The following is a 21,925-nucleotide window of genomic DNA, read 5'->3' on the forward strand; positions in this document are numbered from 1 at the left end:
GCTTAAGCCAACACCAGTAAACGCTACAACGTAAACCGCGCATAAAGCGGGTTGTGGTCAGACACGGTATTGGTATCAATTGCCGAAGCTTCCTGCAGCGAAAGGTCGCGGTAGAAGATGAAGTCGAGGGGATGTTGCCGGTAGGTTTTAATGTGATGTGGGTCCACCATGATCGCCTGTCGCAGACCGATGCTGCGGCAGAATTGCAGCAACCGCAAGCGGCGGTGGCGGCTCCACACGTTAAAGTCACCAGCAACGATGAGGGGTCCTTGGTGGCCTAAGATCTCTTCTTTGATAAGCTCCATTTCTTGCGAAAACTGCTGCGTGCGCACAAAGTTGATCGCATGAACATTAACGACCAACAAGGCGCCGCCCTCTGCCAGTGCGTGATACGAAAGCATATAACTTTTATGGGTAGCGAACAGGCCTTCGCGCTTTCTGCTCAGGCGCGCCTGCGCTTCGGTAAAAGCATACTGGCTTGCGGTAATGACACCATAAGTAAACCGCCGTGTTTGCATATTGGGCGCGACCGCATACGACCAGTGCGGCTGCAACCAGTTTTCTTTGGCGCTCAGCTTTGCCTCTTGCAACAATAAAAACAAGCAAGGAAAGTCAGCTAAAATGCGTGCTAGCGCGTGTTGAAACTTGGCTGTTTGGGTCAGCTTCTGGGTGTTCCAACAGAGCACGCCAAACGCCTCACCATGAGCAATAGCATGCTCATGGATGAATTGCTGAGGAATCACGATCTTGGGTTTAAGCACTTTTCCGCCTTTTAGCAATCTGCATTAAAGCCAGCCTTTCTGATGAGCAATGCGCGCCGCCTCGACGCGATTACTTGCATGTAATTTGCTAATGGCCTCAGATAAATAATTGCGTACAGTGCCCTCCGCTATAAACAAGGCTTCGGCTATAGCTTGCGTACTCATACCCTGTCCCGCTAATCGCAGTGCCTTACGCTCTTTTTCGCTGAGTGGGTCGTCATGGCCCAACGCTTGCAGTAGCAATTCGTTACTAATCACACGCTCGCCGGCGCAGACCTTTTGCAGCGAATCGACAAGTGTGGCTATCGGAGCATCCTTCAACAAAAAGCCACTCACACCGGCGTCAACGGCACGTTTGATATACCCGGCTCGGTTAAAGGTGGTGATAATGACAGTTTTCAGCTGCGGCTGATGTTGTTGGACCCACTGCAGCAATTCGAGCCCCGACAGATGCGGCATTTCGATGTCCGTTAGCAAAATATCATAGGCATGCTGCTGCAGTTGCTGCTGAGCTGCAGCGCCGTCCACCGCTTCATCAACCTCGTAGTGAGTCTCCAACCGCAGCAAGCTAGCTAACGCCGTGCGTACCATGGTTTGATCTTCGGCGAGTAAGATTTTCATGGGGTTGCTCCGTAGATGTTGGATGTTGCAAGCTTGGGTAACTGTAGCGCTACTGCGCAGCCCCGAGCAGTTGAAACGTCAACCGAGCCGCCGAAAGCATGAATGCGCTGCCGCACGCCTACTAAACCGTTGCCACTTTCAACCTGAGTTGGGTGACCGTCGTCGGTCACTTGAATCCGATACAAATCGTTACTCTCATCAAAATGAATTGTGCAGATTTGCCCTGAGCTATGACGAATCACATTTGTGACCAGCTCAGTTATTGCGAGGACTAAAGCGGTTTCACGAGTTGCGTCTAGCTGTGGTGGTTTACCTAAAATCTCGGTACGAAAGCCCGCGTCGTGTAAGCGCTGTTGTAACCGTTTGAGTTCCAGCGTTAATCCACTATGTTTGTATCCGGACACGCTTTGACGTACCTGCGACAAGCTATGACGCGCTATTTCGCTAAGCTCCTGTAAGTGTTCTGCGGCGGCATCATATTGCTGCTTGCCCAAATGTGCTTGAGCAAGATCAGACTTGAGCACAATGCTCGACAGAGTATGGCCCAAAATATCATGTAAATCGCGCGCAATACGCTCGCGCTCAACACTTGTGGCGAGGCGTTCAATTTCTTCGGCGCTGCGACGCTCCGCGGCGGCATGGCGTTGGCGCAAGCGCTCAATACGTCCGAAAATCGCAACGGTGATAACAATGACACTACCGTAGTGAAAGAACAGGTCCCAATGGGTTCCCACACTCCACTGAAACACCGCTAAAGTGCCGATAAGCCCCAACACTCCTGTTAAGGCATACGGCCAACGGTAAGCAAAGCCGATAAAAAAGCCGACGTAACTGAATAGAGCAACAGACCCTGGGTTCCAGGGCGTAACGGCACAGGCAATAACAAACATTCCCACTACCGGCCAGAACATGCGGTGCGGTGGTAAAGAGAAGCCATAAAAATAAAGGCCGACAAACACCAACATAGCGAGCGACAGCCACACAATTTCAGCGATGCTGTAGGGAAACAGCACCATCGGCAGAATGTAGAACCCGAGGTTAAATAAATAGACCCAGGCGTGTTTAGCTTCTTCGTTAGCAACGGTTTGTCTGTTGTTTTCTTGGCTCATCATTTGCTTTATCCGCGCGAAGTGATCTCATTATGACGACTGCTTTGCCATTCGACCAGTGACAATTGTCACCTGCAATTGCTGACAAAAGCGACTACCGCGTGATCCCACCTTTGCCTAATCTTAGCGGCAACTTGTTAACTGGAGATCACTCATGGCAGTCGCGCACTTATCGATTCAGGGCTTGAATAAAAACTATGGCCAGCATCGCGCACTTTGCAATGTAAACCTCAAGGCTTATAGCGGTGAGGTTCTGGCAATACTGGGGAAAAATGGCGCGGGTAAGACGTCACTTATCAATAGTGTGCTTGGCATGCATGCGTACCAAGCAGAGCAGCTAGCACTCTTTGGTCAGCCGCTGTTGACGCAGCAGCGGTCGCTCGCCATTCGACAGCGCTTAGGCGTGATGATGCAACTCGGCGCGTTGGCGGCAAACTTAACCGTGTACGAACAACTAGATCTCTTTTGCAGCTATTACCGCAATGGCTTTGATGTCGCCGAACTTATCGAAAAATTCAACCTAAATAGCATCGCCAAACAGCGTTTTGGCAAGCTCTCGGGCGGCCAACGGCAGCAAGTGCTGTTTGCCATCGCCGTGGCGGGCAAGCCCGACTTACTGTTTTTAGATGAACCCACCGTGGGCATGGACGTCGAGGCACGTCACGCCCTGTGGCAACACATACAAGATTACCGTTCGGCGGGCTCTGCCATTGTACTCACCACCCACTACATTGAAGAAGCCGAGCGCTTAGCAGATCGCGTGGCCATGCTGCGCGACGGCGCAATTGTCGCCGCCGGAACCTTGACCGAAATACTTGCCGATCATGGCTCACTTGAGCAAGCGTACTTAGCCAAGATGCAGGAGCAACGTCATGTTTAATCAGAACTTATATCTTAAAGAAGCGGGCTACGATTTGCTGAGCTTATGGCGTACACCCGCATTCTTTTTACCGGCGATTTTGTTTCCGGTTACGTTTTATATCTTTTTCGGTATTGTTTTTAATTTCAGCTCTGGCAGCAGTCAATACCTACTCGTTTCTTATGCCTGTTTCGGTATGATGGGCCCCGCGATGTTTAACTTTGCCACCGCGGTTGCCAGTGACCGAGCTCATGGTTGGTTAACGTTAAAGCGCGTCGCGCCGATGCCTCTTGCCGCGTACCTGTTCGCGAAGTTCTTTAGTAGCTTGGTGTTCGCGCTGTGTATTGGGCTGATTCTTTTTGTTACCGGCGGTCTGGTTGCCGGTGTTGAACTCCACACGTGGCAATGGTTGGCATTGTTGCTAGTGCTGTTAATCGGAACACTCCCTTTTGCGCTCATGGGGCTACTCCTAGGTCTTTGTTTTTCCGACAAAGGTGCGCCCGCGGTGGTTAACTTGGTGTATTTGCCGATGGCCTTCTTATCGGGTTTGTGGTTGCCCATGCAGTTTTTGCCGGAAACCGTGCAATACGTCGCTTACGGCTTACCTGCCTATCACTATGCACAGCTAGCACATGCAGTGCTCGGCTCGAGCCAAGGCCATAGCATTTGGCTGCACGTAGCGGCGCTTGTCGGTTTTACCTTATTACTTACCGTTATCGTACGCTGGCGTTATCAGCGTCTCTCGCACTAATTGACTAGGGGCTAATCACCGTGAAAAAGATACTTCTATTACTCGCCACGATCGCAGTGGTGCTCGCCATCGTGTTGAATTTACCGACACCACAACCAGTCGCAGCTAACAACGCCAACAGCTTCGTCATCGGTCCGGTGCAAGTATTTGACGGCGAAACCTGGCGCGAAGAAAAGTTCGTCGTGATTCAAGACGGATGCCAGCACGAACTTGCGGGCGCTGTTTCACCCACAAGCTGTTTGGAAGAACGGTTTTGAGCTCTAAACGAGCTCTTTGCCGGCGAGCTGCCGCATCAATGCCGTAGTAGTTTCTGTCGATTGTGTTACTTTTGCAGTCATCAGTTAGACACCACGAAGGAGTGGCTGCGGCATGAACATTAATAGCGAAAAAGTAAAACAGTTGCGCCAACACAAAGGTTGGTCACAAGAGCAATTGAGTGAGCTCTGTGCGGTAAACTTACGCACAATCCAACGCTTAGAAAAAAGAGGTAGCGCATCACCGGAAACGCTAAAAGCTTTAGCCGCAGTATTCGAAGTCAGTCCAGATGTTTTATTGGCTCCTGCAGAGGCGCCTCGAAAAAGCGCAGTAACCAGCATTCTCAATACACTCAAGAACTTCGATGACTTTCAAAGTCGCTCAGGCCGTTACGAATTTTGGTGGTTTTTCTTGTTCTTTATCAGTGTCTTGGCTCTAGCCGAGACGCTTCACGTCATACTCGCATCAATTGTGGCCATCATATTGCTTATTCCCTTCTTGGCGGTATCTACGCGTCGGTTAAAAGATGCAGGCCAAAGCATATGGTGGCAGTTGATGTATCTTGTGCCATTTGGTGTATTGTTGGTACTTTATTTCTTAGCGATGCCAAGTTTAAAACGTTCGTCTTAATACCGAGCTGATGCTGTTTCAATGCGATGGCTAACGTGATCTTGTTGTATGCTGGTCAGCATCGGTTTGACGGGATGCGCCTCGTTTGCGGAACTACAGAGCGAGCAACTCACGGTCAAAAACCTGCCCAATAGAAATCATCCAAGCATGGCCGTTGTGGCTAATGACGATAGCGCGATTATTCTAAATTGGCTTGAGAAGTAACGCTTGTTAAAATTTTTTGACACGGAGGCGGCTTGCTTATAAAATCGCCATGTTAACTATTTTTAACTTAAGGAAATACACATGGCTTTCAAAGAAAAATCAGCCTGGCTCATGTTGATTGCAACCTTGGTGGTTGGGCTTTATATGACATATGCGGTGGTGCAAACCTATATCGAACTGCAGCAGGTTCCTGCGGTACTTCCAGTATTTATTAAACTCACGGTCACGTTGATTATTCTGAGCGTGATCGGCCAAATCGTGCTGGCTATCGCCCATCGTAAGCAAGCCGAGCAAAAGGCCGATGAGCGAGAAAAAGTATTCATTCGTCGGGGGCAAGCAGCCGCGGGCGGTGTCTTAGCAGTTGGTATTGTCACCTCGCTTTTACACTTTCTCGTGCTGAACGACGGCAATCTCCTCTTTTACAGCTGTCTACTGAGTTTAGTGGTGGCACAAATCTCCGAGTATGGGGTGCAAATTGCTAGTTTTCGTCGAGGTTACTAATCATGTTGCCTATCGGGAACTGTGTACGCGAATTACGTGCAGAAAATGGTGAGATGACCCAAGGCGAGTTGGGCGAACGGGTAGGTGTAACACGCCAAACGATAGCGGCGATTGAGCAACGTCGCTATTCACCTTCCTTAGAAACGGCTTTTCGTATTGCCAAAGTTTTCAACAAAAGCCTTATTGATGTATTTTGGTTTGATGAAACCTAATTGGGCGTAATCCACAGTCATGATGCTTGCACCACTCGAATTACTGCCGGGATGCCGCGCACTTTGTGCCAGCGTTTACTGCCCTCTTTTTCACAAGCTACATCGGCTGGGTTCTTGCTCTCGGCGCATTGAGTCAACTCATTTACCTCAAACTGTCACTTGTGCTCCTCTTACGTTACGAGCGTGCCAATCTGCAGCCTTTCCTGCCCTACGAATTGCGCAACCAATGGTATTTCATCGACCAAGGCATTCCACTGCTATTGCTCGCCGGCTTTCTGGTTGGGATTGTTCGACAGCCGGAAGTTTTCGATGATTTGCAGGAATTCGAGGAAGCTGAAAAAGTGAACACGCGGGATTCAGCTCAAAATCTTCTTTTAATGCAGTGTTCAAAAAGCAGACCGGAATGCCGCCCAGTCGTTACTTAAAAAGTCTAGAATCTTGATTCTGGTCGCCGCTCGAGCGCATGCAAATTAGGCTGCAGGCACAAACAACTGTGCTTGGAGTTTCCATCAATGAAAACGAGTCAATTGAAAGCTTTCCCTCGAGCTTGCCTACGCGGCACCGCGTTGCTCTTACTCACGCTTTTTACCATCGCCGCTTTGCTGTGGCTCTATCAAGACCTAGAGAGTGGTGCAACTGAACTGCATCGCGATAGACCGCAAAGCTTTGTGCTGACCAACGTTAACGTACTGACGATGGATGGCCAGCAAGCCTACGTTATGCCCGGGCTTATCGACGCTCACGTGCATATCTTAGATCGTAGCTATGCTAAGTCTGCGTTAGCTGCGGGCGTAACCACGGTGCGCAACATGGGCGGCTTCCCTTACCATCTAAAGTGGCGTGACGAGCTAAAACGCCTCACCATGAGCAATAGCATGCTCATGGATGAATTGCTGAGGAATCACGATCTTGGGTTTAAGCACTTTTCCGCCTTTTGAAAATACGCACTTCTAGGGCGCCCGCTGCGTACAATTTATGAACGAACCATCTCGTTAAGTAAGAGTGTTTCACTATATACACTGAAACGAAAGCGCGTTAGTTTTATGTAATTAAATGAACGCCAACGAGCTTTACGAGGAGAAACCTGCATGATTGTACGAACACTAGAAGATTGCCGTAACTCAGACCGAAAAGTGGATGGTGAAACCTGGAACAGTGTCCGAATGTCCCTCAAGGACGATAATATGGGTTACTCCTTTCATATCACCACCATCTATGCCAATACCGAGACGCCCATTCATTATAAAAATCATTTAGAGACGGTTTACTGCATTCGTGGCGAAGGCTCTATTTTGGATTTGGCGACGGGCATTGAACACCCGATTAAGCCTGGCACGGTGTACATGCTGAACAACAACGACAACCACATTCTTAAGGCTCAATCAGAATTGCAATTGGCTTGTGTGTTCAACCCGCCGCTGAACGGCAAAGAGGTTCATGGAGCAGACGGCGCTTATCCTCTTGAAGCCGAGGCAGTCACCGACTTATGACGCTAGATCAGTGGCTTATTCTCGCAATATTACTGGCAACTATAGTGATGTTTTTGCTAGGTCGCTGGCGGCACGACATGGTTGCCTTGGCGGCATTGTTAGCCTGTGTTATTGCAGGGCTCGTTGACGGTACTGCTGCGTTCAGCGGCTTCGGTCACCCGGCGGTTATCACCGTGGCCTGCGTGCTTATTTTGAGTCAGGGGCTGCAAAACTCAGGCGCGGTGGACGCACTAACGCGCGTTGCTTTGCCTGCAAACGCAGGGAAAACCTTGAGCATTGGCGCTCTGATCGGTTTGGGTGCGCTGCTCTCGGGCTTTATGAATAACGTTGGCGCCATGGCTTTGTTGATGCCCGTTGCGGTGCATGTTTCGCAACGGCTTGAATTGACGCCCGGACAAGTACTGATGCCACTTGCCTTCGGCACCATTTTGGGCGGCATGACGACACTCGTGGGCACACCACCGAACATCATTGTGTCAGGCTTTCGAGAAGAAGCGGGCTTGGGTAGCTTCGGTATGTTTGCCTTCACCCCTATTGGCCTTGCCGTGGCCGCTGCCGGCGTTATTTTTATCGCACTGATTGGCTGGCGCTGGGTGCCTGCCCGCAAACAATCGGGACTCGAAGGGTTCGAATCAGGCGCTTATATCACCGAGGTTCGGGTCGAAGAAGGGAGTAAGTCTGACGGCTTATCCTTGCATGAAATTGAAGCCGAATTAAAAGAGGTTGATGCGCAAATCATCGGAATTGTGCAGCACGAAGTAAAAATCATAGCCGCAAACCCAAGGCGTCGCGTTCATGCGGGCGACATATTAATGCTGGAAGCAGAAGCCGACGCCCTCAAAGATGTATTATCCATTCTCGGGCTCAAACTAGAAGAATCCGTCGAAGATAAAGAAGATGCTGACGCTGACGCGCAAACCAAAGACGACGACAAAGAGAGTAAACAAAGTGAAATCGAACTCTCCGAATTAGTCGTTCAACCTAGTTCCCGACTTGTCGGACATTCCGCCAAAGCCATCCGTCTACGCACGCGATATGGCATTAATCTGCTCGCCTTCTCGCGCGAGGGTAAACGCTCGATGAAACGGCTGCGCGCCATCAACTTTCAATCTGGTGACCTGTTGCTGATGCAAGGTCCACCAGAGGCGATAGCGGAATTCGCAGCGGATAACGGCTGTGTGCCATTAGCTCAACGTGAGCTGCGTATTCCCAGTACGGCCAAGATTTGGCAGGCCAGTGCGATAATGATCGGTGCCATTACTGTCGCTGCACTAGGTTGGTTGCCAGCGGCGGTGTCGTTTGCGCTTGGTGTACTCGCATCGATGGCACTAGGCACAGTATCGCTACGCAAAGTTTACGAAGCGATCGATTGGCCGGTGATTGTGCTATTGGGAGCATTGATTCCCGTTGCTGGCGCAATGGAGTCAACGGGAACTGCTGCACTCATCGCCACCTTCTTAGTCGATAGCGTTGCGCAGGGCAATGCCATCATAGGTTTGCTGGCGATTTTGTTGGTGACGATGTTCCTCTCCGATTTAATGAACAATGCCGCCACCGCAGCTGTCATGTGTCCCATCGCGATTAGCATTTCGTCCGTGCTCAACGTCAACCCAGACTCATTTTTAATGGCGGTTGCCATTGGCGCCTCCTGCGCGTTTTTAACGCCGATTGGGCATCAAAATAATACGCTGATACTGGGCCCTGGCGGTTTCCGCTTTGGCGATTACTGGAAACTCGGGCTCCCTGTTCAGCTGCTCGTCGTAGGTATTTCCATGCCGCTGCTGCTCATTGTGTGGCCGTTGTAATGCAGCGCAATTGCACACGGACACGCATCCTGACCGGGTAGCAGCCGTCGCCCCAGACCTGTTGATAAGCAGCATCACGATAGAGATTGTATTCCAGTGAATAACTGCCGGATACCATGCTGCGTAGAGCATAAGTGCCATTCCCTGAGGAAAGAATAATGCTGTAAGTGGCCACATCAGTGCAGTTCACTGTGATGCTGCCCGTGCTATCGACGAAATCCAACGTCAGTGGACTAAAACTACCGAAATTGACCACCGAAGCACTAACTTGACAGCTAGCTGCTTGCGCATTGAAAGTTAGCAGCAAACTAGCCAAACACAGCAGCACGCCACCTAGCCTTATTGAAGTTACTTTCATGGTTGCTCTCCACAAGTCACTGGGCCGATGCGCGGCTCGCGCGGACCAGTGGGATCCAGCGTAAGAGTGAGGTCGCAAGCCCCATCCTGCCAACGTACGCTCAGGTGATTATTATCAGCAAGGTTCATCAAATAGACTTCTCCACGCTTACCGACGACAAACTCTTGCGCACTGGACGATACGGTCACTCGAGCACCGAAAGGCACCACTGAGCCGTCTAAGCGGTGCAACAGCACCAGCGCATTGCGTGAACGGTGCACCGGGAAGTTAACGAACAGACCGCTGCGGGCAAATGGTACAGCCATTTCACGCACGCTTTGAATTTCTATATCGAAGGGGAGTTCGACCGGATCGATAGTAAGCTGGTTAACCTGATAAGGCAGCAGATTTGGAACTAACGCCATACCACTTGCGTTGGTACTAGCGCTTAATTGATTGCTGCGGTAGATCGGCACATTTGCCATGTTACCGACTTTAACCACAGCAAAACTACCGGTGCCTATGGTACGCGCAGCGGTTGCTTTGTTGCGCTGATATCATCAAGCACCAAACGATAGGCACGTTCCGCTGCAGCAGCGCTTGGATGTCTTTGCGTGACACGAAATACCTGAGTGCCCCTCGGGGCAATCTGCGCGATTGCCGGAGCGACGAGTAGGTCGTTGCTTGCTTCAAGAACGTCTTCGCCATTCACTTGGGTCCAAGCGAGGACTTGATGCTGCAAGGTTAATGGCGCATCCGCATCGTTGGTAACAGTAATGGTTACCACTGAGTGGGCTTGCGACAACTCAACTTTGATCGGCGATATGATCACAGCTAGTGCGGCACACGAAACGAGGCTGCCAAGTGCCATAACCGCCAACCGGTATAGCCTGCCCCTGGTCAGCCCCACACCATATGAATTCTTACTTACGCTGGTGGAGGGCATGATGTCTGTCCTTTTAGAAATTAATAGCTAACATTAATCGTAATGGATGCCGTATACAGACCGGGCGCTTTGCCGGCGTAATCTGCTGCTTTTATGAGTCCATGCAGCGGTACCGCCTGCTCCGTTCCATCTGCCACGAACGGAGCTGCAATGGCTTCACCTGCGACAATGACCGGCAGCGCATTCGTGAGAGCCGTAACACTCGTTTGCCCTAGGCTGAATGGAATTTCTTCGATACCAGCACCAGGACCAGTCAGCACTCGAGGTGAGTCCGACCAAATCAACGGTGAGGTCGCAGCAGTACACGAAATCAGCAACGAACCTGCGGTATCAGCAACCACATCAGTGTTGGCAAAAAGCGAAATCGCAGGGAATGTCATTGTTGCTGCACTCACAGAGCAGGCTTCACTCACAGTGGCCGAAACCGTCATCGTTCCAGATGCAGTTTGTGCCATCGCCACATTGCTCATGCCCACTGCAATGCCAAGTACTGTTAAAAGTTTCAGTTTGTTGTTCATAGCTTTTCTCCTTAACGAGGTCTTACTGTTTCAGTATGGAACCACGCTTTCTTGGTTGATTTTCATCTCTGTGCGAACGGGTCACTCGAGACATTCGTCAAGGTTGAGATTAGTTGGTTGGGTTATAAGTGTCTGTGCGCTAACGTACACTTGTGAAGAAAAAAAATGTGGTTAAAAAAATTACCTTGTTATGTGCGGTATCAGACAGAAAACTTGCGTGCAGCTAACTATGCTTTATATCAGCGTCATAATTGAATGATGCTACTAAGCTCTTAAGGAGTTAATTATGGATACGCAAAAAACCCAAGCCTCACAAGCACCCGAAAAGCAAGACGAGCGCAAGCAAGCGAACCCAGGTCAACACAAAGACCAAAAGCAACCGCAGCAAGTGCCTAGCAAAAAAGCATAATTAGTTGTGCCCCAAAGCCCAGCCCACTTCGGGTTGGGCTTTTTTTATATTTGCACACTTTGTCTATCAACTATTGTTATCAATAGCGCTCGAGCCAATGCGCATATGGCGCCGGCAACACCCACGAGGGATCTTTGACGCGCAGGGCTTTGGCGGCCTCATAGGGCCAGTGCAGTTAGGCGTAATGCGCCCCTCGGGCGACACTGCCGTCGCTTCGACAATCACCAAACCGGCGGAACCTCAATGCGATTCCGTAACGTCACGTCTTTTAATTCAAAGGGTTGAAATAGAGCTGACATACAAAGCCTACCTTTAGGGTTAGAATACGGAACAAGCGCATTACATTAACTTTTACCACGAGTTTTAGTAAGTTAAGAAAATCTACATAGGCCATCGAAAAAATAAATGCTACTCACCTTGATCAGAACCACACGCCCTAATTTCTTAATACTCACAGTTGCCGTGGTAGCGCTGGCGGTGGCGCTGGCGACTCAGCACAGTCAGCCGCTATCGCTTGAATTGGCCGCACTTGTGCTATTCGGCGCCGTAGCTGCACACGCCGGCGTCAATGTACTGAACGAGGTGCATGATGCGCGTTCAGGTCTTGATTTGCTCACGCATCGCACTCCATTTAGTGGCGGCAGTGGTGCGCTGCAAGCGCATCCAGCAGCGATCGACGCAGCGGCTTTAATGGGAAAGGTTTTGCTGATTCTCGTTACGGCGATAGGTTGTTTCTTTATTTATCTGCGAGGCTTACAGCTGTTGCCACTTGGCCTGGCGGGCTTGCTATTAGTGATCACTTACACCCCCATCATCACCCATCGCCCCTGGCTTTGTTTGGTTGCGCCAGGATTCGGTTTCGGTCCGTTAATGGTCATGGGGAGCTATTTTGTCCTCACCGACGAGTACACCGCCTCGGTATTTTGGGTATCATTGATACCCTTCTTCTTAGTCAATAACTTGTTGCTGTTGAATCAATTCCCCGATGCAGCAGCGGATAGTCAAGTCGGTCGCAGCAACCTGCTCACGGCTTATGGAACACGCGTTGCCAGCATCACCTTCCGCATTTTCCTTGGCTTCACTTATCTGCTGTTGGCGTTATTACTCATAGTAGAGGTTCTGCCAACTAAGGCGGCATTAGGCTTTATGAGTCTCGTCGTGGCGCTACCGCTCTTCCGCGCTTGCGCCACCCTCGATAAACCTCTACCCACACGGTTGCTTGCACTGAATGTGGTGCTAACAATTAGCCTGCCACTGCTAATCTCATTGGGTTTACTACTGCATTGATTTTTGGCCACGGAGTCGTTGAGCAGCAACTGGCTTTGCAGTCTTCTGATTACAATCTCCCCTATCAATAATGAGCCGTGATATGACCTATAGAACTCTTTATGCAACGCTTATGAGCTTAGCGCTTGTGGCGTGCTCTGAGCCAGCGCCGGAAACCGCAACCAGCCAAGATCAGACGCAGATCAACGATTCCGAGGTTGTGTTTGTTGGCTATGGTATTGATGCCCCCGAGTACCAATGGAATGATTTCGACGGTGTCGACGTGGCCGGCAAAACCATCATCGTGTTGGTGAATGACCCCAGTTATGCTACCCAAGAAGACGCGCTCTTTACTGGTAACGCGATGACCTATTATGGCCGTTGGACTTACAAGTACGAGGAAGGCGCACGTAAAGGTGCTGATGCCGTGTTTATCGTGCATGAAACAGCACCAGCGGCTTATCCGTGGAGTGTGGTCGAGAGTTCAGATACAGGTAGTAAATACACGCTGATTGATGGTGAAAAAAATGCATCGCGCGTACCGATCATGGGCTGGCTCGACCGTGCTTCGGCTGAGGCCATTTTCGCGCAAGCAGGCCTTGACTATCATATTGCTGTAGAACTCGCTGGGGCTTTTTTTAAGCACATGATTGACAGCCTCAACGACAGGCGTAAGATAGTAATAACTTACTTACTTTTGAGTCTATCATGAGTCCACAAGCCAATTACATGAAAGCAGAAGAGCGCCGCGCCGCAACGGTCGCTATTGTTGTTACACTCGCCGCCGAGAGAAATCCCAGCGAAATATCTACCACCGATATCGCCAAAGCAATGGGCGTCACTCAAGGTGCGCTATTTAAGCACTTCCCAACCAAAGATGCGATTGTACAAGCTGTTATTCAGTGGGTCGCAGACAAATTACTCAGCCGTATCGAGCAAGCTGAACAGTCAAAGACCGCTCCTATAGAAGCGATTGAGGCGATGTTTTTTGCCCACATTCGTTTTGTCAGTGAGTATCCAGGGGCCCCGCGGATGCTGTTTAGCGAGCTTCAGCGCAAACAGCCGAGTGTGCCCAAGCAAATAGCGACCACATTACTTAAGTCCTACAGCGCACGTATTCAACGGCTGTTAGAGGATGGCAAAACACAAGGCTTAGTGCGCACCGACCTCGATACCAATGCGGCAGCATCTCTCTTGATCGGCACTATTCAGGGCTTGGTCATGCAATCGTTGCTGGTTAACAACATTAGTTTAATGCACAGCCAAGCGCCAAAAGTATTCGACATTTACCGCCATGGCATCGAGGTCTCATATGATTGATTTTAAAGCCCATAAACAAGCCATTGCTCTCATTCTTGTTATGGTGCCGCTTCTTTTCCTACTCGGTTATGTAGTGATGAATAGTGGCCCACTCGCACCGGTAAAAGTGGTCACGACAAAAGTCCAAGAGCAATCGCTAAAACCAGCACTATTTGGCATTGGTACGGTCGAGGCGCGCTATACCTATACTCTTGGTTATGCTTACCCAGCTCGGATTAAAACGCTTTTTGCTGACGTAGGTGACGAGGTTGAACAAGGTTCCGTGTTGGTCAAACTAGAACCTATCGACCTAGAACAACGCATCGCTGCAAAAGCAGCAGCATTACAAGCAGCTGGTGCCAGCATTACTGAGGCTGAGGCTAAATTGAACTACGCCGATGCTCAAGCTGAGCGTTACGCAGCGCTTTATGCAACCAACGCAGTAAGTGCAGATGACTTGGCGGCAAAGCAGCAAGCCTTGGCCGTTGCGCGCGCTACGCTTGTGCGCGTAAAAGATGAACTTGACCGTAACGAAGCCGATTATCAAGCCCTGCTCGTGCAGCGCCAAGAACTCGACTTAGTGGCGCCAGCCAATGGTGTTGTGATTGCTCGCAACGCTGAAGTTGGTTCCACCGTCCCCAGCGGACAAACCATACTTGAACTGATCGATCCCGCCAGCATCTGGGTCAATGTTCGCTTTGATCAAATCAGTGCCACCGGCCTGCGTAAGGGCTTACCCGCCACGGTCACACTGCGATCACAACAGCACCTTGCACTGCAAGCTCGAGTCGAGCGTGTTGAATTAAAAGCCGATGCGATCACTGAAGAAACCTTGGCAAAAGTTGTTTTCACTCAGATTCCGGACCCGTTACCACGCATCGGTGAATTAACCGAGGTGAATGTGAGCTTGGCTGAGCTAGCACCCACACTGGTAATTCCCAATGCTGCTATCCATCGATTGAACGGCGAGTTAGGCGTATGGCGCGTGCAGCAAGATGACTTGCACTTTGCGCCTATCGTTTTAGGTCGCTCCGACCTCGATGGCAATGTGCAAGTGCTGGAGGGGTTACAAAAAGGCGATGCGATCGTGCTATTCAGTGAAAGAGAGATCTCTGCACGTAGCTCTATTCAACAGGTTAAAACTCTAGTGGAGTCCGTTGAATGATCAGCCTGGCTGGACGCGATATCCTGCATTCATGGGGTAAGTTTATCTTTACTGGCGTCGGACTTGGACTGCTAATTGGGGTAACTTTTGTGATGGCCGGTGTTTATCGAGGTATGGTTGATGACGGTAAAGCCTTACTTGATAACAGTGGCGCTGATTTGTGGGTGGTCCAGCAAAACACTCTCGGGCCCTATGCCGAATCGTCGAGCCTAAGTGATGACCTTTATCGTACCATCAGTGCAATGCCAGGTGTCGCCGAAGTGGCAAATGTAACCTACTTGACCATGCAAGTTCGCAAAGACCAACGCGATGTTCGCTCAATGGTGGTTGGCATTGTCCCTGGGGAACGTTTTGCTGCACCGGGATGGCCACCTTATTTGGTGGCTGGGCGCTATCTCACCCACGGTCATTATGAAGCTGTGGCAGATATTGCAACTGGCTTCGTTATCGGTGATACCGTGCGTATTCGGCGCAAAGACTTTACCGTTGTCGGACTCACTCGGCGGATGGTGTCATCTAGTGGCGATCCGATGATTTTCATACCGTTAAAAGATGCGCAAGAAGCACAGTTTCTAAAAGACAATGATGCCATTTGGCAAAGCCGGCGCCGAACTGAAGCAAACCCTGCATTTCAGCAACCGTCTGCAATGGGGGTAACCCAAGCAGTTATCGACTCACAAACCACTAATAATTTCGTCAACGCTATTCTGGTAAGGCTTGAGCCTCAAGTGTCGCAAGACGAAATGGCCCACTTAATCAGCCGCTGGAAGCGCTTAACCGTTTACACTCGGGCCGACATGGAAGAGATTTTACTGGGTAAGCTCATCGCTACTTCGGCTCGCCAAATCAGCATGTTTTTGGTCATCCTTGCCGTTGTCAGTGCGGCCATCATTGCCTTTATTATTTACACCTTAACCATGGATAAAATCCGTGAAATAGCGGTATTGAAGCTTATCGGCACACGCAATCGCACCATTGCGGCCATGATCATGCAACAAGCTTTGGTGCTCGGCATTATCGGCTTTGTCATTGGTAAAATAACCGCCGCCTTCGCTGCTCCACTGTTCCCTAAGCACGTTTTATTGCTTACTCAAGACGCCTTCATCGGCCTTTTCTTGGTACTTGTCATAAGTGCGCTTTCTAGCGTCATCGCCATTCGTATGGCACTCAAAGTTGACCCAGCAGAAGCCATTGGAGGCTAATATGTCGAAACATGGAATACGCATTGAACATTTAAGCAAACGTTATGGCAGTGGTGATACCGCTGTTGATGCACTTAAAGATGTGAACATGAATGTAGCACCTGGTGAAGTCGTGGGCCTGATAGGCCCGTCGGGATCAGGCAAAAGTACCCTACTCAAGTCACTCGGCGCAGTGATTACACCTACTTCAGGAAAAATGACGCTGGGCGAGCAAACTATTTTTGAGCAAAGCTGGAAAGTCTCAGACTTACGGGCGCTGCGGCGCGACAAGATAGGGTTTATTTTTCAATCGCCCTACCTCATCCCGTTTTTAGACGTCGTCGACAACGTTGCGCTATTGCCGATGTTAGCGGGTGTCAGCAATGCCGAAGCACGTGCTCGTGCGCTGGAACTGCTGACCGCTCTTGATGTACATCACCGTGCGCAAGCTTTCCCGTCACAGCTCTCAGGCGGCGAACAACAGCGGGTTGCCATTGCGCGCGGTTTAATCAACCGTCCGCCGGTAATTCTGGCCGATGAACCAACTGCGCCACTGGATTCCGAGCGCGCCATGGCAGTGATTCGAATTTTAAATGACATGGCAAAAAAATTTGAAACCGCCATCATCGTGGTGACCCACGACGAAAAGATCATTCCCACCTTCAAGCGTATTTACCACATTCGTGACGGCGTCACGACTGAGGAGGCTGGCGAAGGTCGACTGCCGAGTTAAGCGCTTGAATCGCAAAACTACCCAACCAATGCCCACCTTCATAACTATCGCCAATCAAGTTCGGGTAGGAATACGCCATATGTTGGTCAGCAACAGCGCGTAAATGGGCATACTGCGGGTAGGCATTCGCCAGCGCATATAAATTCCACGCGCGGCTGAAATTGAGGCCATCTAAGTGGACCAGTTTGCCATCGCTACGGTCGCTGACTTTGCCTACTGCCAGACTGTAATCTTTGTCGGCGAGTTGTGGCATAAACGCTTGCAGCCACGGTAAAAATTCGTCAGCTGGCAACACCCGCTGCATCAAGCCAATTTCTTCTAGGCACGGCGAAATAAAGTCATAACCGCTCGGTTCCCAGCTAATTGGGCAGTTCTCGTCGTCGCTAAAATAGTTTCGCGCGCGCGCTTCGATCAGTTCTTGCAGCTCGGTGAGCCCGTGATTGACCGCATAGTCGTGCGCAAAGCTTAGGCCAAACGCGGTGTTGCTGTGCTCACCGACCCTTACTGGATACAACAACTGTGGTAGGAATTCCATATAGCGTTGCACGATGACATCCACCAATGGTTGCAAGTTGGCGGCATACTCCGCCGCTTTCGGGCCATCCCATGCTTTAAGCTCATCTGACAACTTCAATAACCACGCCCAACCATAGGTACGCTCAAACGATTTATTGATGTCTTTGCTAAAAAACGCAGCTTCGCGCTGACCGTTTTCAGCGGTGAGATTACGCTCGAGGATCGCGCGTGCCTCATCGGCATGCTCCATTTCCGGAAATTGCCGCAGCAAAGTCACCAGCGACCAATAGCCGTGCGCAGCACTGTGCCAATCGAAGCAACCGTAGAAAATAGGGTGATGTTGCGCCGGTTCTTTTAAATCATCAGCGCTGCCCAACACGATACCGGTTTTGTAAGGGTACGGGGTCTCGACGCAATGCAGAGGCAAAGTAATCAGTTTGTCAGCTTCGGTTAGCGTCAGCTCGTGCGAAGCTTCCGATGCCATTGCGGCGTGACATAATGAGGCAGAGATAACGAGTGCTGCGGTATTCAGTAATTTATTCATTGTGGCGTCCCAAAGTCCGTCTATCTTTGTATAGTTTGTAGCCACATCATGCCGTGAAGTGACTTTATTGGGAAGCATTAAGCGACAACGGATGGTTGGCACAGTTTTTGCTTAATTCCTGATGAGAGATTATTGCAACCCCTTGGAAACCATCATGAAGAAGATATTCATCGCGCTTTTGACTATTTTTTTAGTAAATAGCGCATCGAGTGCCGAACGCCAAACCGAAAAATGGGCGGGTCACGCGACCTTACCTGATCAACAGCAATTGCCGTTAGAACTGACGATTTATCAGCAAAGCTATGGCGCTACGGCCAACGTTAATAGTCCAGCACAAGGCATTGCCAATATCCCCGTTAACAACCTAGTGCTTGGTCCTAGCAGCATCTCGATGACACTACCGACCCTAGGCGCGGAATTAGCATTGCGAGAAGGCTCAGACCAGTGTTGGAGCGGCGAACTTATCCAGGGCATCGAAATCCCTGTTGAGATGTGCCAGGTTGCGGTTGAGAGCACGGCTGATACCCAGGTGCAAGAACTGCAGTTTCAGTCGGCGGATGGCCATTGGCTGAGTGGCAGTTTGTATGTTCCAGAGCAAGGTAAGATAAACACTATCGCACTTATTGCCCATGGCAGTGGCCCATCGGATCGTGCCGGAACCATCGGTAAACACTTGCTTTACAACAATCTTGCGCGCCAACTTGCCAGCGACGACATTGCGGTATTTAGCTACGACAAGCGTGGTATTCGTCGCTCGCAAGGTAATTATATAGCGGCAGACGTAAGTGATTTCACGACCGATTATCTCGCCGCATATCAGCTGCTCAGTGAGCGCTATCCTAATGCAGCAATCGGTTTTGTCGGGCATAGTGAGGGCTCGACCGTCATCGCCATGGCCGCGAATCAAGTCACTCCTAAGTTTCTTATTAGTTTAGGTGGGGTCGGCTTGAATGGCATCGATGCCATCGTACTGCAAGACAAAACGGAATCCATGGCGAAAGGTGCGACGCTCGAACAAGCTGAAACCTTGCAACACATTGCTGAAGCGTTTTATCAGCGGGTGCTCGTGGCAACGAGCGACGCCGATCGAGAAGCAAGCATTGCTGCGTTACTTGCTGAACTGACTCCAGCACAGCGCAATATTTACCAGACCTACGGCGCGTCTAGCTACACGCTATCACCAGACAATATTCACGACGCTGCTTTACATGGCATTCTTGGCACCGACCCAACACGTTATTGGCGTGAATTGTGTTTGCCAACGCTCATTATGAATGGCGACAAAGACGTACAGGTGCCGGCTCAGGAAAATGTAGCAGGCTTGCAGCAAGCGCTTACCAACTGTAAGGAAGCTGACATTGAGACCGTGATTCTGCCCAACTACAACCATCTGTTCCAAGCAACGCAAGATGGCAACGTTGAGCTTTACCAAAATCTGCCAAACGGCTTTGACACCAAGGTCACACAAAGGATCGCCAAGTGGATTCATGCGGTGGTGGTAGAGTGACTATCACCACCGCTCCACTCTAAGCTTGTTGCGCCAAATATTCGTCATAAGTACCGGCGAAATCGCGCATGCCGGTTTCGGTCAGTTCGATGATGCGCGATGCCAATGACGACACAAATTCGCGGTCGTGGCTGACAAATAATAAGGTGCCATCGTAGTGCTCAAGAGCTAGGTTGAGCGCTTCGATGGACTCCATATCCAAGTGGTTGGTCGGTTCATCCATAATCAAGATATTCGGGCGCTGCAGAATGAGCTTACCGAAAATCATCCGACCTTTTTCACCACCGGATAGAATCGTAACTGGCTTTTTAATGTCATCTTGCGAGAACAACATGCGACCCAATACGCCACGAATCGCTTGTTCGTCGTGATGCGGTTGCTTCCATTGGCTCATCCAGTCAAACACAGTCAATTTTTCTTTAAACCAGTCCGCGTGATCTTGCGCGTAATAACCGATGTTGACGTTTTCTGACCACTTAATCAGGCCGCTGTCCGCCTGTTGTTGGCCAACCAAACACTTGAGCAAAGTAGTCTTACCAATACCGTTAGCACCGATAATCGCGACTTTTTCGCCGACTTCGATCATCGCGTTGATATTGCGCAGCACCTGCAGGTCGTCAAAAGCTTTATGAACACCTTCCATTTCCAGCGCTAGGCGATAGAGCTTTTTGTCTTGCTCAAAGCGGATGTAAGGGCTGATGCGGCTAGACGCCTTGACTTCGGCCAGCTGGATCTTCTCGATTTGCTTAGCGCGCGAAGTCGCCTGCTTAGCTTTCGAAGCGTTCGCTGAGAAGCGACTGACAAACTGCTGCAATTCTGCAATTTTCTCTTTTTTCTTGGCGTTATCGCTGAGCAACTGCTCGCGTGCTTGGGTCGCTGCAAACATGTATTGGTCGTAATTACCCGGATACACGCGCAACTCGCCATAATCGATATCCGCCATGTGCGTGCAGACGCTGTTCAAGAAATGGCGGTCATGCGAGATAATAATCATGGTCGCTTGGCGCTCGTTCAACACATTTTCCAGCCAGCGAATAGTGTTGATGTCCAAGTTGTTGGTCGGTTCGTCGAGCAGCATGATGTCTGGCTCAGAGAACAGTACTTGCGCAAGCAACACCCGTAGCTTCAAGCCCGGCGCCAGCTCGCTCATCAAACCAAAATGCGCTTCTAATGGAATCCCCACGCCAAGCAACAACTCGCCCGCTCGCGACTCGGCGGTGTAACCATCCATTTCGGCAAAGGCGACTTCTAGGTCGGCCACGCGCATGCCATCGTCTTCACTCATGTCTGCCAAAGCGTAAATGCGATCACGCTCAGCTTTCACTTGCCAGAGCTCTTCATGCCCCATGATCACGGTATCTACCACCGAGAACTGCTCGTACGCGAACTGGTCCTGCCGTAATTTACCGACGCGCATATTCGGCTCAATCGAGACATTTCCCGCTGACGGCTCTTGCTCGCCACTCAAAATTTTCATGAAGGTCGATTTACCGCAACCGTTGGCGCCAATCAGGCCGTAACGATTCCCTTCACCAAATTTTACGGAAATGTTCTCAAATAGAGGCTTAGCACCAAATTGCATGGTGATGTTTGCAGCAGAAATCACGATAGTACACCCGATGAAAAAATAGGCGCGTAATCTACGTGTTTTGGCGCGAAATTGCTAGGAAAGTTTGCGATCAGTGATGGTTTGCGCATTATTGTAGAAACTTCTAAAATAATGGGCTATTGTTATACTATAACAAAACATAGCTTTCTAAACTCGGAGCTTACCATGACCACTTTGTATCGCAACACGACCCACCCATTACAAATCATGATTTACAGCGTTTTGTTGGGCGTCATAGCAACCGCCTTCCTTGACCTCATTAACTATCTGCAACATGTCGCATTAAATACCCCACTCACACGCTATGAATTCATTGGTCGCTGGGTACTTTATATGTTCGACGGGCAGTTTGTTCATGAATCCATCAAAGCGGCGGCGGCTAAACCAGGTGAACTGGCAATGGGTTGGTTTGGTCATTATGCCATTGGAGTTTTATTTGCTTGGATGTTACTGGCGTTATGGAAACTTAAATGGTTTGATGCACCGAAGTTTTGGCCAGCATTGTTCGTTGGCCTTGTTACCTGCGCTATCCCCTACTTTCTGATGCAGCCAGGGATGGGGAGCGGCATTGCCGGTTTAAATACCCCAGATCCCTTGGCAGCGCAGTTAAAGGTTGTCTATTCGCACGTCATTTTTGCCATTGGGTTATGGCTCGGTGGCTATTTACTACGACCTTTGGTTGCAAAGTCTCGTTAGC

At 50.2% G+C, this 21,925-nt stretch carries 26 protein-coding genes and 3 pseudogenes; 19 read left to right on the forward strand and 10 right to left on the reverse strand.

Going from position 1 to position 21,925, the window contains the following annotated elements; genetic code table 11:
• Positions 1-23 precede the first annotated feature (23 nt).
• The 3 genes from ACJ8W9_RS08570 to ACJ8W9_RS08580 are packed head-to-tail and all read right to left on the reverse strand — an operon-like array spanning position 24 to position 2,494.
• On the reverse strand, positions 24-761 hold the full coding sequence (locus ACJ8W9_RS08570) for an endonuclease/exonuclease/phosphatase family protein (protein WP_411360855.1): 738 nt from the start codon (positions 759-761) through the stop codon (positions 24-26).
• Positions 762-785: 24 nt separating this feature from the next.
• Positions 786-1,382 (reverse strand): DNA-binding response regulator, encoded by a 597-nt coding sequence (locus ACJ8W9_RS08575; RefSeq protein WP_411360856.1) that lies wholly within the window; start codon positions 1,380-1,382, stop codon positions 786-788.
• Positions 1,379-2,494, reverse strand: a complete 1,116-nt coding sequence (locus tag ACJ8W9_RS08580; RefSeq protein WP_411360857.1) for a sensor histidine kinase — start codon at positions 2,492-2,494, stop codon at positions 1,379-1,381. The genes ACJ8W9_RS08575 and ACJ8W9_RS08580 overlap by 4 nt, the downstream gene beginning before the upstream one ends.
• Positions 2,495-2,645: 151 nt before the next feature.
• Here ACJ8W9_RS08580 and ACJ8W9_RS08585 point away from each other — a divergent pair, with 151 nt between their 5' ends.
• The 10 genes and pseudogenes from ACJ8W9_RS08585 to ACJ8W9_RS08630 all read left to right on the forward strand — a co-directional run bounded on the left by ACJ8W9_RS08585 (position 2,646) and on the right by ACJ8W9_RS08630 (position 9,198).
• Positions 2,646-3,371 (forward strand): ABC transporter ATP-binding protein, encoded by a 726-nt coding sequence (locus tag ACJ8W9_RS08585; protein ID WP_411360858.1) that lies wholly within the window; start codon positions 2,646-2,648, stop codon positions 3,369-3,371.
• On the forward strand, positions 3,364-4,101 hold the full coding sequence (locus tag ACJ8W9_RS08590; protein WP_411360859.1) for an ABC transporter permease: 738 nt from the start codon (positions 3,364-3,366) through the stop codon (positions 4,099-4,101). The genes ACJ8W9_RS08585 and ACJ8W9_RS08590 overlap by 8 nt, the downstream gene beginning before the upstream one ends.
• 20 nt (positions 4,102-4,121) lie before the next feature.
• A complete protein-coding gene (locus ACJ8W9_RS08595; protein WP_411360860.1) occupies positions 4,122-4,358 on the forward strand; it encodes a hypothetical protein in 237 nt (78 codons plus the stop codon).
• A gap of 112 nt (positions 4,359-4,470) precedes the next feature.
• Positions 4,471-4,986, forward strand: a complete 516-nt coding sequence (locus ACJ8W9_RS08600; protein WP_411360861.1) for a DUF805 domain-containing protein — start codon at positions 4,471-4,473, stop codon at positions 4,984-4,986.
• Between the two features lie 285 nt (positions 4,987-5,271).
• Positions 5,272-5,691, forward strand: coding sequence for a hypothetical protein (locus ACJ8W9_RS08605; RefSeq protein ID WP_411360862.1), 420 nt, complete (start codon positions 5,272-5,274; stop codon positions 5,689-5,691).
• A gap of 2 nt (positions 5,692-5,693) precedes the next feature.
• A complete protein-coding gene (locus ACJ8W9_RS08610; RefSeq protein ID WP_411360863.1) occupies positions 5,694-5,903 on the forward strand; it encodes a helix-turn-helix transcriptional regulator in 210 nt (69 codons plus the stop codon).
• Between the two features lie 379 nt (positions 5,904-6,282).
• Positions 6,283-6,345 (forward strand): annotated as a pseudogene (locus tag ACJ8W9_RS08615) (hypothetical protein); the annotation flags it as partial.
• A gap of 70 nt (positions 6,346-6,415) precedes the next feature.
• Entirely contained in the window at positions 6,416-6,841 is a 426-nt protein-coding gene (locus ACJ8W9_RS08620) for a hypothetical protein (protein WP_411360864.1), read from the forward strand.
• Positions 6,842-6,991: 150 nt separating this feature from the next.
• On the forward strand, positions 6,992-7,393 hold the full coding sequence (locus tag ACJ8W9_RS08625) for an ectoine synthase (protein WP_411360865.1): 402 nt from the start codon (positions 6,992-6,994) through the stop codon (positions 7,391-7,393).
• Complete coding sequence (locus tag ACJ8W9_RS08630; RefSeq protein WP_411360866.1) at positions 7,390-9,198, forward strand: SLC13 family permease; 1,809 nt, start codon at positions 7,390-7,392, stop codon at positions 9,196-9,198. The genes ACJ8W9_RS08625 and ACJ8W9_RS08630 overlap by 4 nt, the downstream gene beginning before the upstream one ends.
• On the opposite strand, the gene ACJ8W9_RS08635 is transcribed toward ACJ8W9_RS08630, so the two are convergent.
• The 4 genes from ACJ8W9_RS08635 to ACJ8W9_RS08650 form a co-directional block, all read right to left on the reverse strand.
• Positions 9,179-9,556: a spore coat protein U domain-containing protein gene (locus ACJ8W9_RS08635; RefSeq protein ID WP_411359819.1), complete on the reverse strand. Its 378-nt coding sequence runs from the start codon at positions 9,554-9,556 to the stop codon at positions 9,179-9,181. The two genes, ACJ8W9_RS08630 and ACJ8W9_RS08635, sit on opposite strands and share 20 nt — an antisense overlap.
• Positions 9,553-10,020: a FimD/PapC C-terminal domain-containing protein gene (locus tag ACJ8W9_RS08640; RefSeq protein WP_411360867.1), complete on the reverse strand. Its 468-nt coding sequence runs from the start codon at positions 10,018-10,020 to the stop codon at positions 9,553-9,555. The genes ACJ8W9_RS08635 and ACJ8W9_RS08640 overlap by 4 nt, the downstream gene beginning before the upstream one ends.
• Positions 10,021-10,055: 35 nt before the next feature.
• A complete protein-coding gene (locus ACJ8W9_RS08645; protein ID WP_411360868.1) occupies positions 10,056-10,406 on the reverse strand; it encodes a molecular chaperone in 351 nt (116 codons plus the stop codon).
• Between the two features lie 95 nt (positions 10,407-10,501).
• The gene (locus tag ACJ8W9_RS08650; RefSeq protein WP_411360869.1) at positions 10,502-10,999 is read right to left on the reverse strand and encodes a spore coat protein U domain-containing protein; all 498 of its coding nucleotides are present in this window, start codon (positions 10,997-10,999) and stop codon (positions 10,502-10,504) included.
• Between the two features lie 286 nt (positions 11,000-11,285).
• Between ACJ8W9_RS08650 and ACJ8W9_RS08655 the strand changes: the two genes are divergently transcribed.
• Positions 11,286-11,408 carry a hypothetical protein gene (locus ACJ8W9_RS08655; protein ID WP_411360870.1) on the forward strand — a complete coding sequence of 41 codons (123 nt, stop codon included), beginning with the start codon at positions 11,286-11,288 and terminating at the stop codon, positions 11,406-11,408.
• A gap of 165 nt (positions 11,409-11,573) precedes the next feature.
• On the opposite strand, the pseudogene ACJ8W9_RS08660 reads toward ACJ8W9_RS08655, so the two are convergent.
• Positions 11,574-11,707 (reverse strand): annotated as a pseudogene (locus ACJ8W9_RS08660) (NADH:flavin oxidoreductase/NADH oxidase); the annotation flags it as partial.
• A gap of 106 nt (positions 11,708-11,813) precedes the next feature.
• Between ACJ8W9_RS08660 and ACJ8W9_RS08665 the strand changes: the two are divergent.
• From ACJ8W9_RS08665 to ACJ8W9_RS08690, 6 genes and pseudogenes are all read left to right on the forward strand, one after another.
• Positions 11,814-12,695 (forward strand): prenyltransferase, encoded by an 882-nt coding sequence (locus tag ACJ8W9_RS08665; RefSeq protein ID WP_411360871.1) that lies wholly within the window; start codon positions 11,814-11,816, stop codon positions 12,693-12,695.
• Between the two features lie 181 nt (positions 12,696-12,876).
• Positions 12,877-13,281: pseudogene (locus ACJ8W9_RS08670) on the forward strand (peptidase M28); the annotation flags it as partial.
• A 101-nt stretch (positions 13,282-13,382) separates the two neighbouring features.
• Positions 13,383-13,994, forward strand: coding sequence for a TetR/AcrR family transcriptional regulator (locus ACJ8W9_RS08675; protein WP_411359813.1), 612 nt, complete (start codon positions 13,383-13,385; stop codon positions 13,992-13,994).
• Positions 13,987-15,138, forward strand: a complete 1,152-nt coding sequence (locus tag ACJ8W9_RS08680) for an efflux RND transporter periplasmic adaptor subunit (RefSeq protein ID WP_411359812.1) — start codon at positions 13,987-13,989, stop codon at positions 15,136-15,138. Before ACJ8W9_RS08675 ends, ACJ8W9_RS08680 begins: the two co-directional genes overlap by 8 nt.
• A complete protein-coding gene (locus tag ACJ8W9_RS08685) occupies positions 15,135-16,340 on the forward strand; it encodes an ABC transporter permease (RefSeq protein WP_411359811.1) in 1,206 nt (401 codons plus the stop codon). The genes ACJ8W9_RS08680 and ACJ8W9_RS08685 overlap by 4 nt, the downstream gene beginning before the upstream one ends.
• A gap of 1 nt (position 16,341) precedes the next feature.
• Positions 16,342-17,052 carry an ABC transporter ATP-binding protein gene (locus ACJ8W9_RS08690; protein ID WP_411359810.1) on the forward strand — a complete coding sequence of 237 codons (711 nt, stop codon included), beginning with the start codon at positions 16,342-16,344 and terminating at the stop codon, positions 17,050-17,052.
• Here ACJ8W9_RS08690 and ACJ8W9_RS08695 read toward each other — a convergent pair.
• Positions 17,012-18,112, reverse strand: coding sequence for a DUF2891 domain-containing protein (locus ACJ8W9_RS08695; RefSeq protein ID WP_411360872.1), 1,101 nt, complete (start codon positions 18,110-18,112; stop codon positions 17,012-17,014). The two genes, ACJ8W9_RS08690 and ACJ8W9_RS08695, sit on opposite strands and share 41 nt — an antisense overlap.
• A 154-nt stretch (positions 18,113-18,266) precedes the next feature.
• Here ACJ8W9_RS08695 and ACJ8W9_RS08700 point away from each other — a divergent pair, with 154 nt between their 5' ends.
• On the forward strand, positions 18,267-19,619 hold the full coding sequence (locus tag ACJ8W9_RS08700; RefSeq protein WP_411359808.1) for an alpha/beta hydrolase family protein: 1,353 nt from the start codon (positions 18,267-18,269) through the stop codon (positions 19,617-19,619).
• 19 nt (positions 19,620-19,638) lie between these two features.
• On the opposite strand, the gene ACJ8W9_RS08705 is transcribed toward ACJ8W9_RS08700, so the two are convergent.
• Entirely contained in the window at positions 19,639-21,225 is a 1,587-nt protein-coding gene (locus ACJ8W9_RS08705; protein ID WP_411360873.1) for an ABC-F family ATPase, read from the reverse strand.
• Between the two features lie 168 nt (positions 21,226-21,393).
• Between ACJ8W9_RS08705 and ACJ8W9_RS08710 the strand changes: the two genes are divergently transcribed.
• On the forward strand, positions 21,394-21,924 hold the full coding sequence (locus ACJ8W9_RS08710; RefSeq protein ID WP_411359806.1) for a DUF2938 family protein: 531 nt from the start codon (positions 21,394-21,396) through the stop codon (positions 21,922-21,924).
• Position 21,925 lies beyond the last annotated feature (1 nt).

The organism is Pseudidiomarina salilacus, assembly GCF_047323925.1.
Lineage (GTDB): Bacteria > Pseudomonadota > Gammaproteobacteria > Enterobacterales > Alteromonadaceae > Pseudidiomarina > Pseudidiomarina salilacus.

Excerpts from the sequence above, each read along its gene's own strand:
- ACJ8W9_RS08575 (WP_411360856.1), bottom strand. The coding sequence starts at position 1,382 with ATGAAAATCTTACTCGCCGAAGATCAAACCATGGTACGCACGGCGTTA.
- ACJ8W9_RS08580 (WP_411360857.1), bottom strand. The coding sequence starts at position 2,494 with ATGATGAGCCAAGAAAACAACAGACAAACCGTTGCTAACGAAGAAGCT.
- ACJ8W9_RS08585 (WP_411360858.1), top strand. The coding sequence starts at position 2,646 with ATGGCAGTCGCGCACTTATCGATTCAGGGCTTGAATAAAAACTATGGC.
- ACJ8W9_RS08590 (WP_411360859.1), top strand. The coding sequence starts at position 3,364 with ATGTTTAATCAGAACTTATATCTTAAAGAAGCGGGCTACGATTTGCTG.
- ACJ8W9_RS08600 (WP_411360861.1), top strand. The coding sequence starts at position 4,471 with ATGAACATTAATAGCGAAAAAGTAAAACAGTTGCGCCAACACAAAGGT.
- ACJ8W9_RS08605 (WP_411360862.1), top strand. The coding sequence starts at position 5,272 with ATGGCTTTCAAAGAAAAATCAGCCTGGCTCATGTTGATTGCAACCTTG.
- ACJ8W9_RS08610 (WP_411360863.1), top strand. The coding sequence starts at position 5,694 with ATGTTGCCTATCGGGAACTGTGTACGCGAATTACGTGCAGAAAATGGT.
- ACJ8W9_RS08620 (WP_411360864.1), top strand. The coding sequence starts at position 6,416 with ATGAAAACGAGTCAATTGAAAGCTTTCCCTCGAGCTTGCCTACGCGGC.
- ACJ8W9_RS08625 (WP_411360865.1), top strand. The coding sequence starts at position 6,992 with ATGATTGTACGAACACTAGAAGATTGCCGTAACTCAGACCGAAAAGTG.
- ACJ8W9_RS08630 (WP_411360866.1), top strand. The coding sequence starts at position 7,390 with ATGACGCTAGATCAGTGGCTTATTCTCGCAATATTACTGGCAACTATA.
- ACJ8W9_RS08635 (WP_411359819.1), bottom strand. The coding sequence starts at position 9,556 with ATGAAAGTAACTTCAATAAGGCTAGGTGGCGTGCTGCTGTGTTTGGCT.
- ACJ8W9_RS08640 (WP_411360867.1), bottom strand. The coding sequence starts at position 10,020 with ATGGCAAATGTGCCGATCTACCGCAGCAATCAATTAAGCGCTAGTACC.
- ACJ8W9_RS08645 (WP_411360868.1), bottom strand. The coding sequence starts at position 10,406 with ATGGCACTTGGCAGCCTCGTTTCGTGTGCCGCACTAGCTGTGATCATA.
- ACJ8W9_RS08650 (WP_411360869.1), bottom strand. The coding sequence starts at position 10,999 with ATGAACAACAAACTGAAACTTTTAACAGTACTTGGCATTGCAGTGGGC.
- ACJ8W9_RS08655 (WP_411360870.1), top strand. The coding sequence starts at position 11,286 with ATGGATACGCAAAAAACCCAAGCCTCACAAGCACCCGAAAAGCAAGAC.
- ACJ8W9_RS08665 (WP_411360871.1), top strand. The coding sequence starts at position 11,814 with ATGCTACTCACCTTGATCAGAACCACACGCCCTAATTTCTTAATACTC.
- ACJ8W9_RS08675 (WP_411359813.1), top strand. The coding sequence starts at position 13,383 with ATGAGTCCACAAGCCAATTACATGAAAGCAGAAGAGCGCCGCGCCGCA.
- ACJ8W9_RS08680 (WP_411359812.1), top strand. The coding sequence starts at position 13,987 with ATGATTGATTTTAAAGCCCATAAACAAGCCATTGCTCTCATTCTTGTT.
- ACJ8W9_RS08685 (WP_411359811.1), top strand. The coding sequence starts at position 15,135 with ATGATCAGCCTGGCTGGACGCGATATCCTGCATTCATGGGGTAAGTTT.
- ACJ8W9_RS08690 (WP_411359810.1), top strand. The coding sequence starts at position 16,342 with ATGTCGAAACATGGAATACGCATTGAACATTTAAGCAAACGTTATGGC.
- ACJ8W9_RS08695 (WP_411360872.1), bottom strand. The coding sequence starts at position 18,112 with ATGAATAAATTACTGAATACCGCAGCACTCGTTATCTCTGCCTCATTA.
- ACJ8W9_RS08700 (WP_411359808.1), top strand. The coding sequence starts at position 18,267 with ATGAAGAAGATATTCATCGCGCTTTTGACTATTTTTTTAGTAAATAGC.
- ACJ8W9_RS08710 (WP_411359806.1), top strand. The coding sequence starts at position 21,394 with ATGACCACTTTGTATCGCAACACGACCCACCCATTACAAATCATGATT.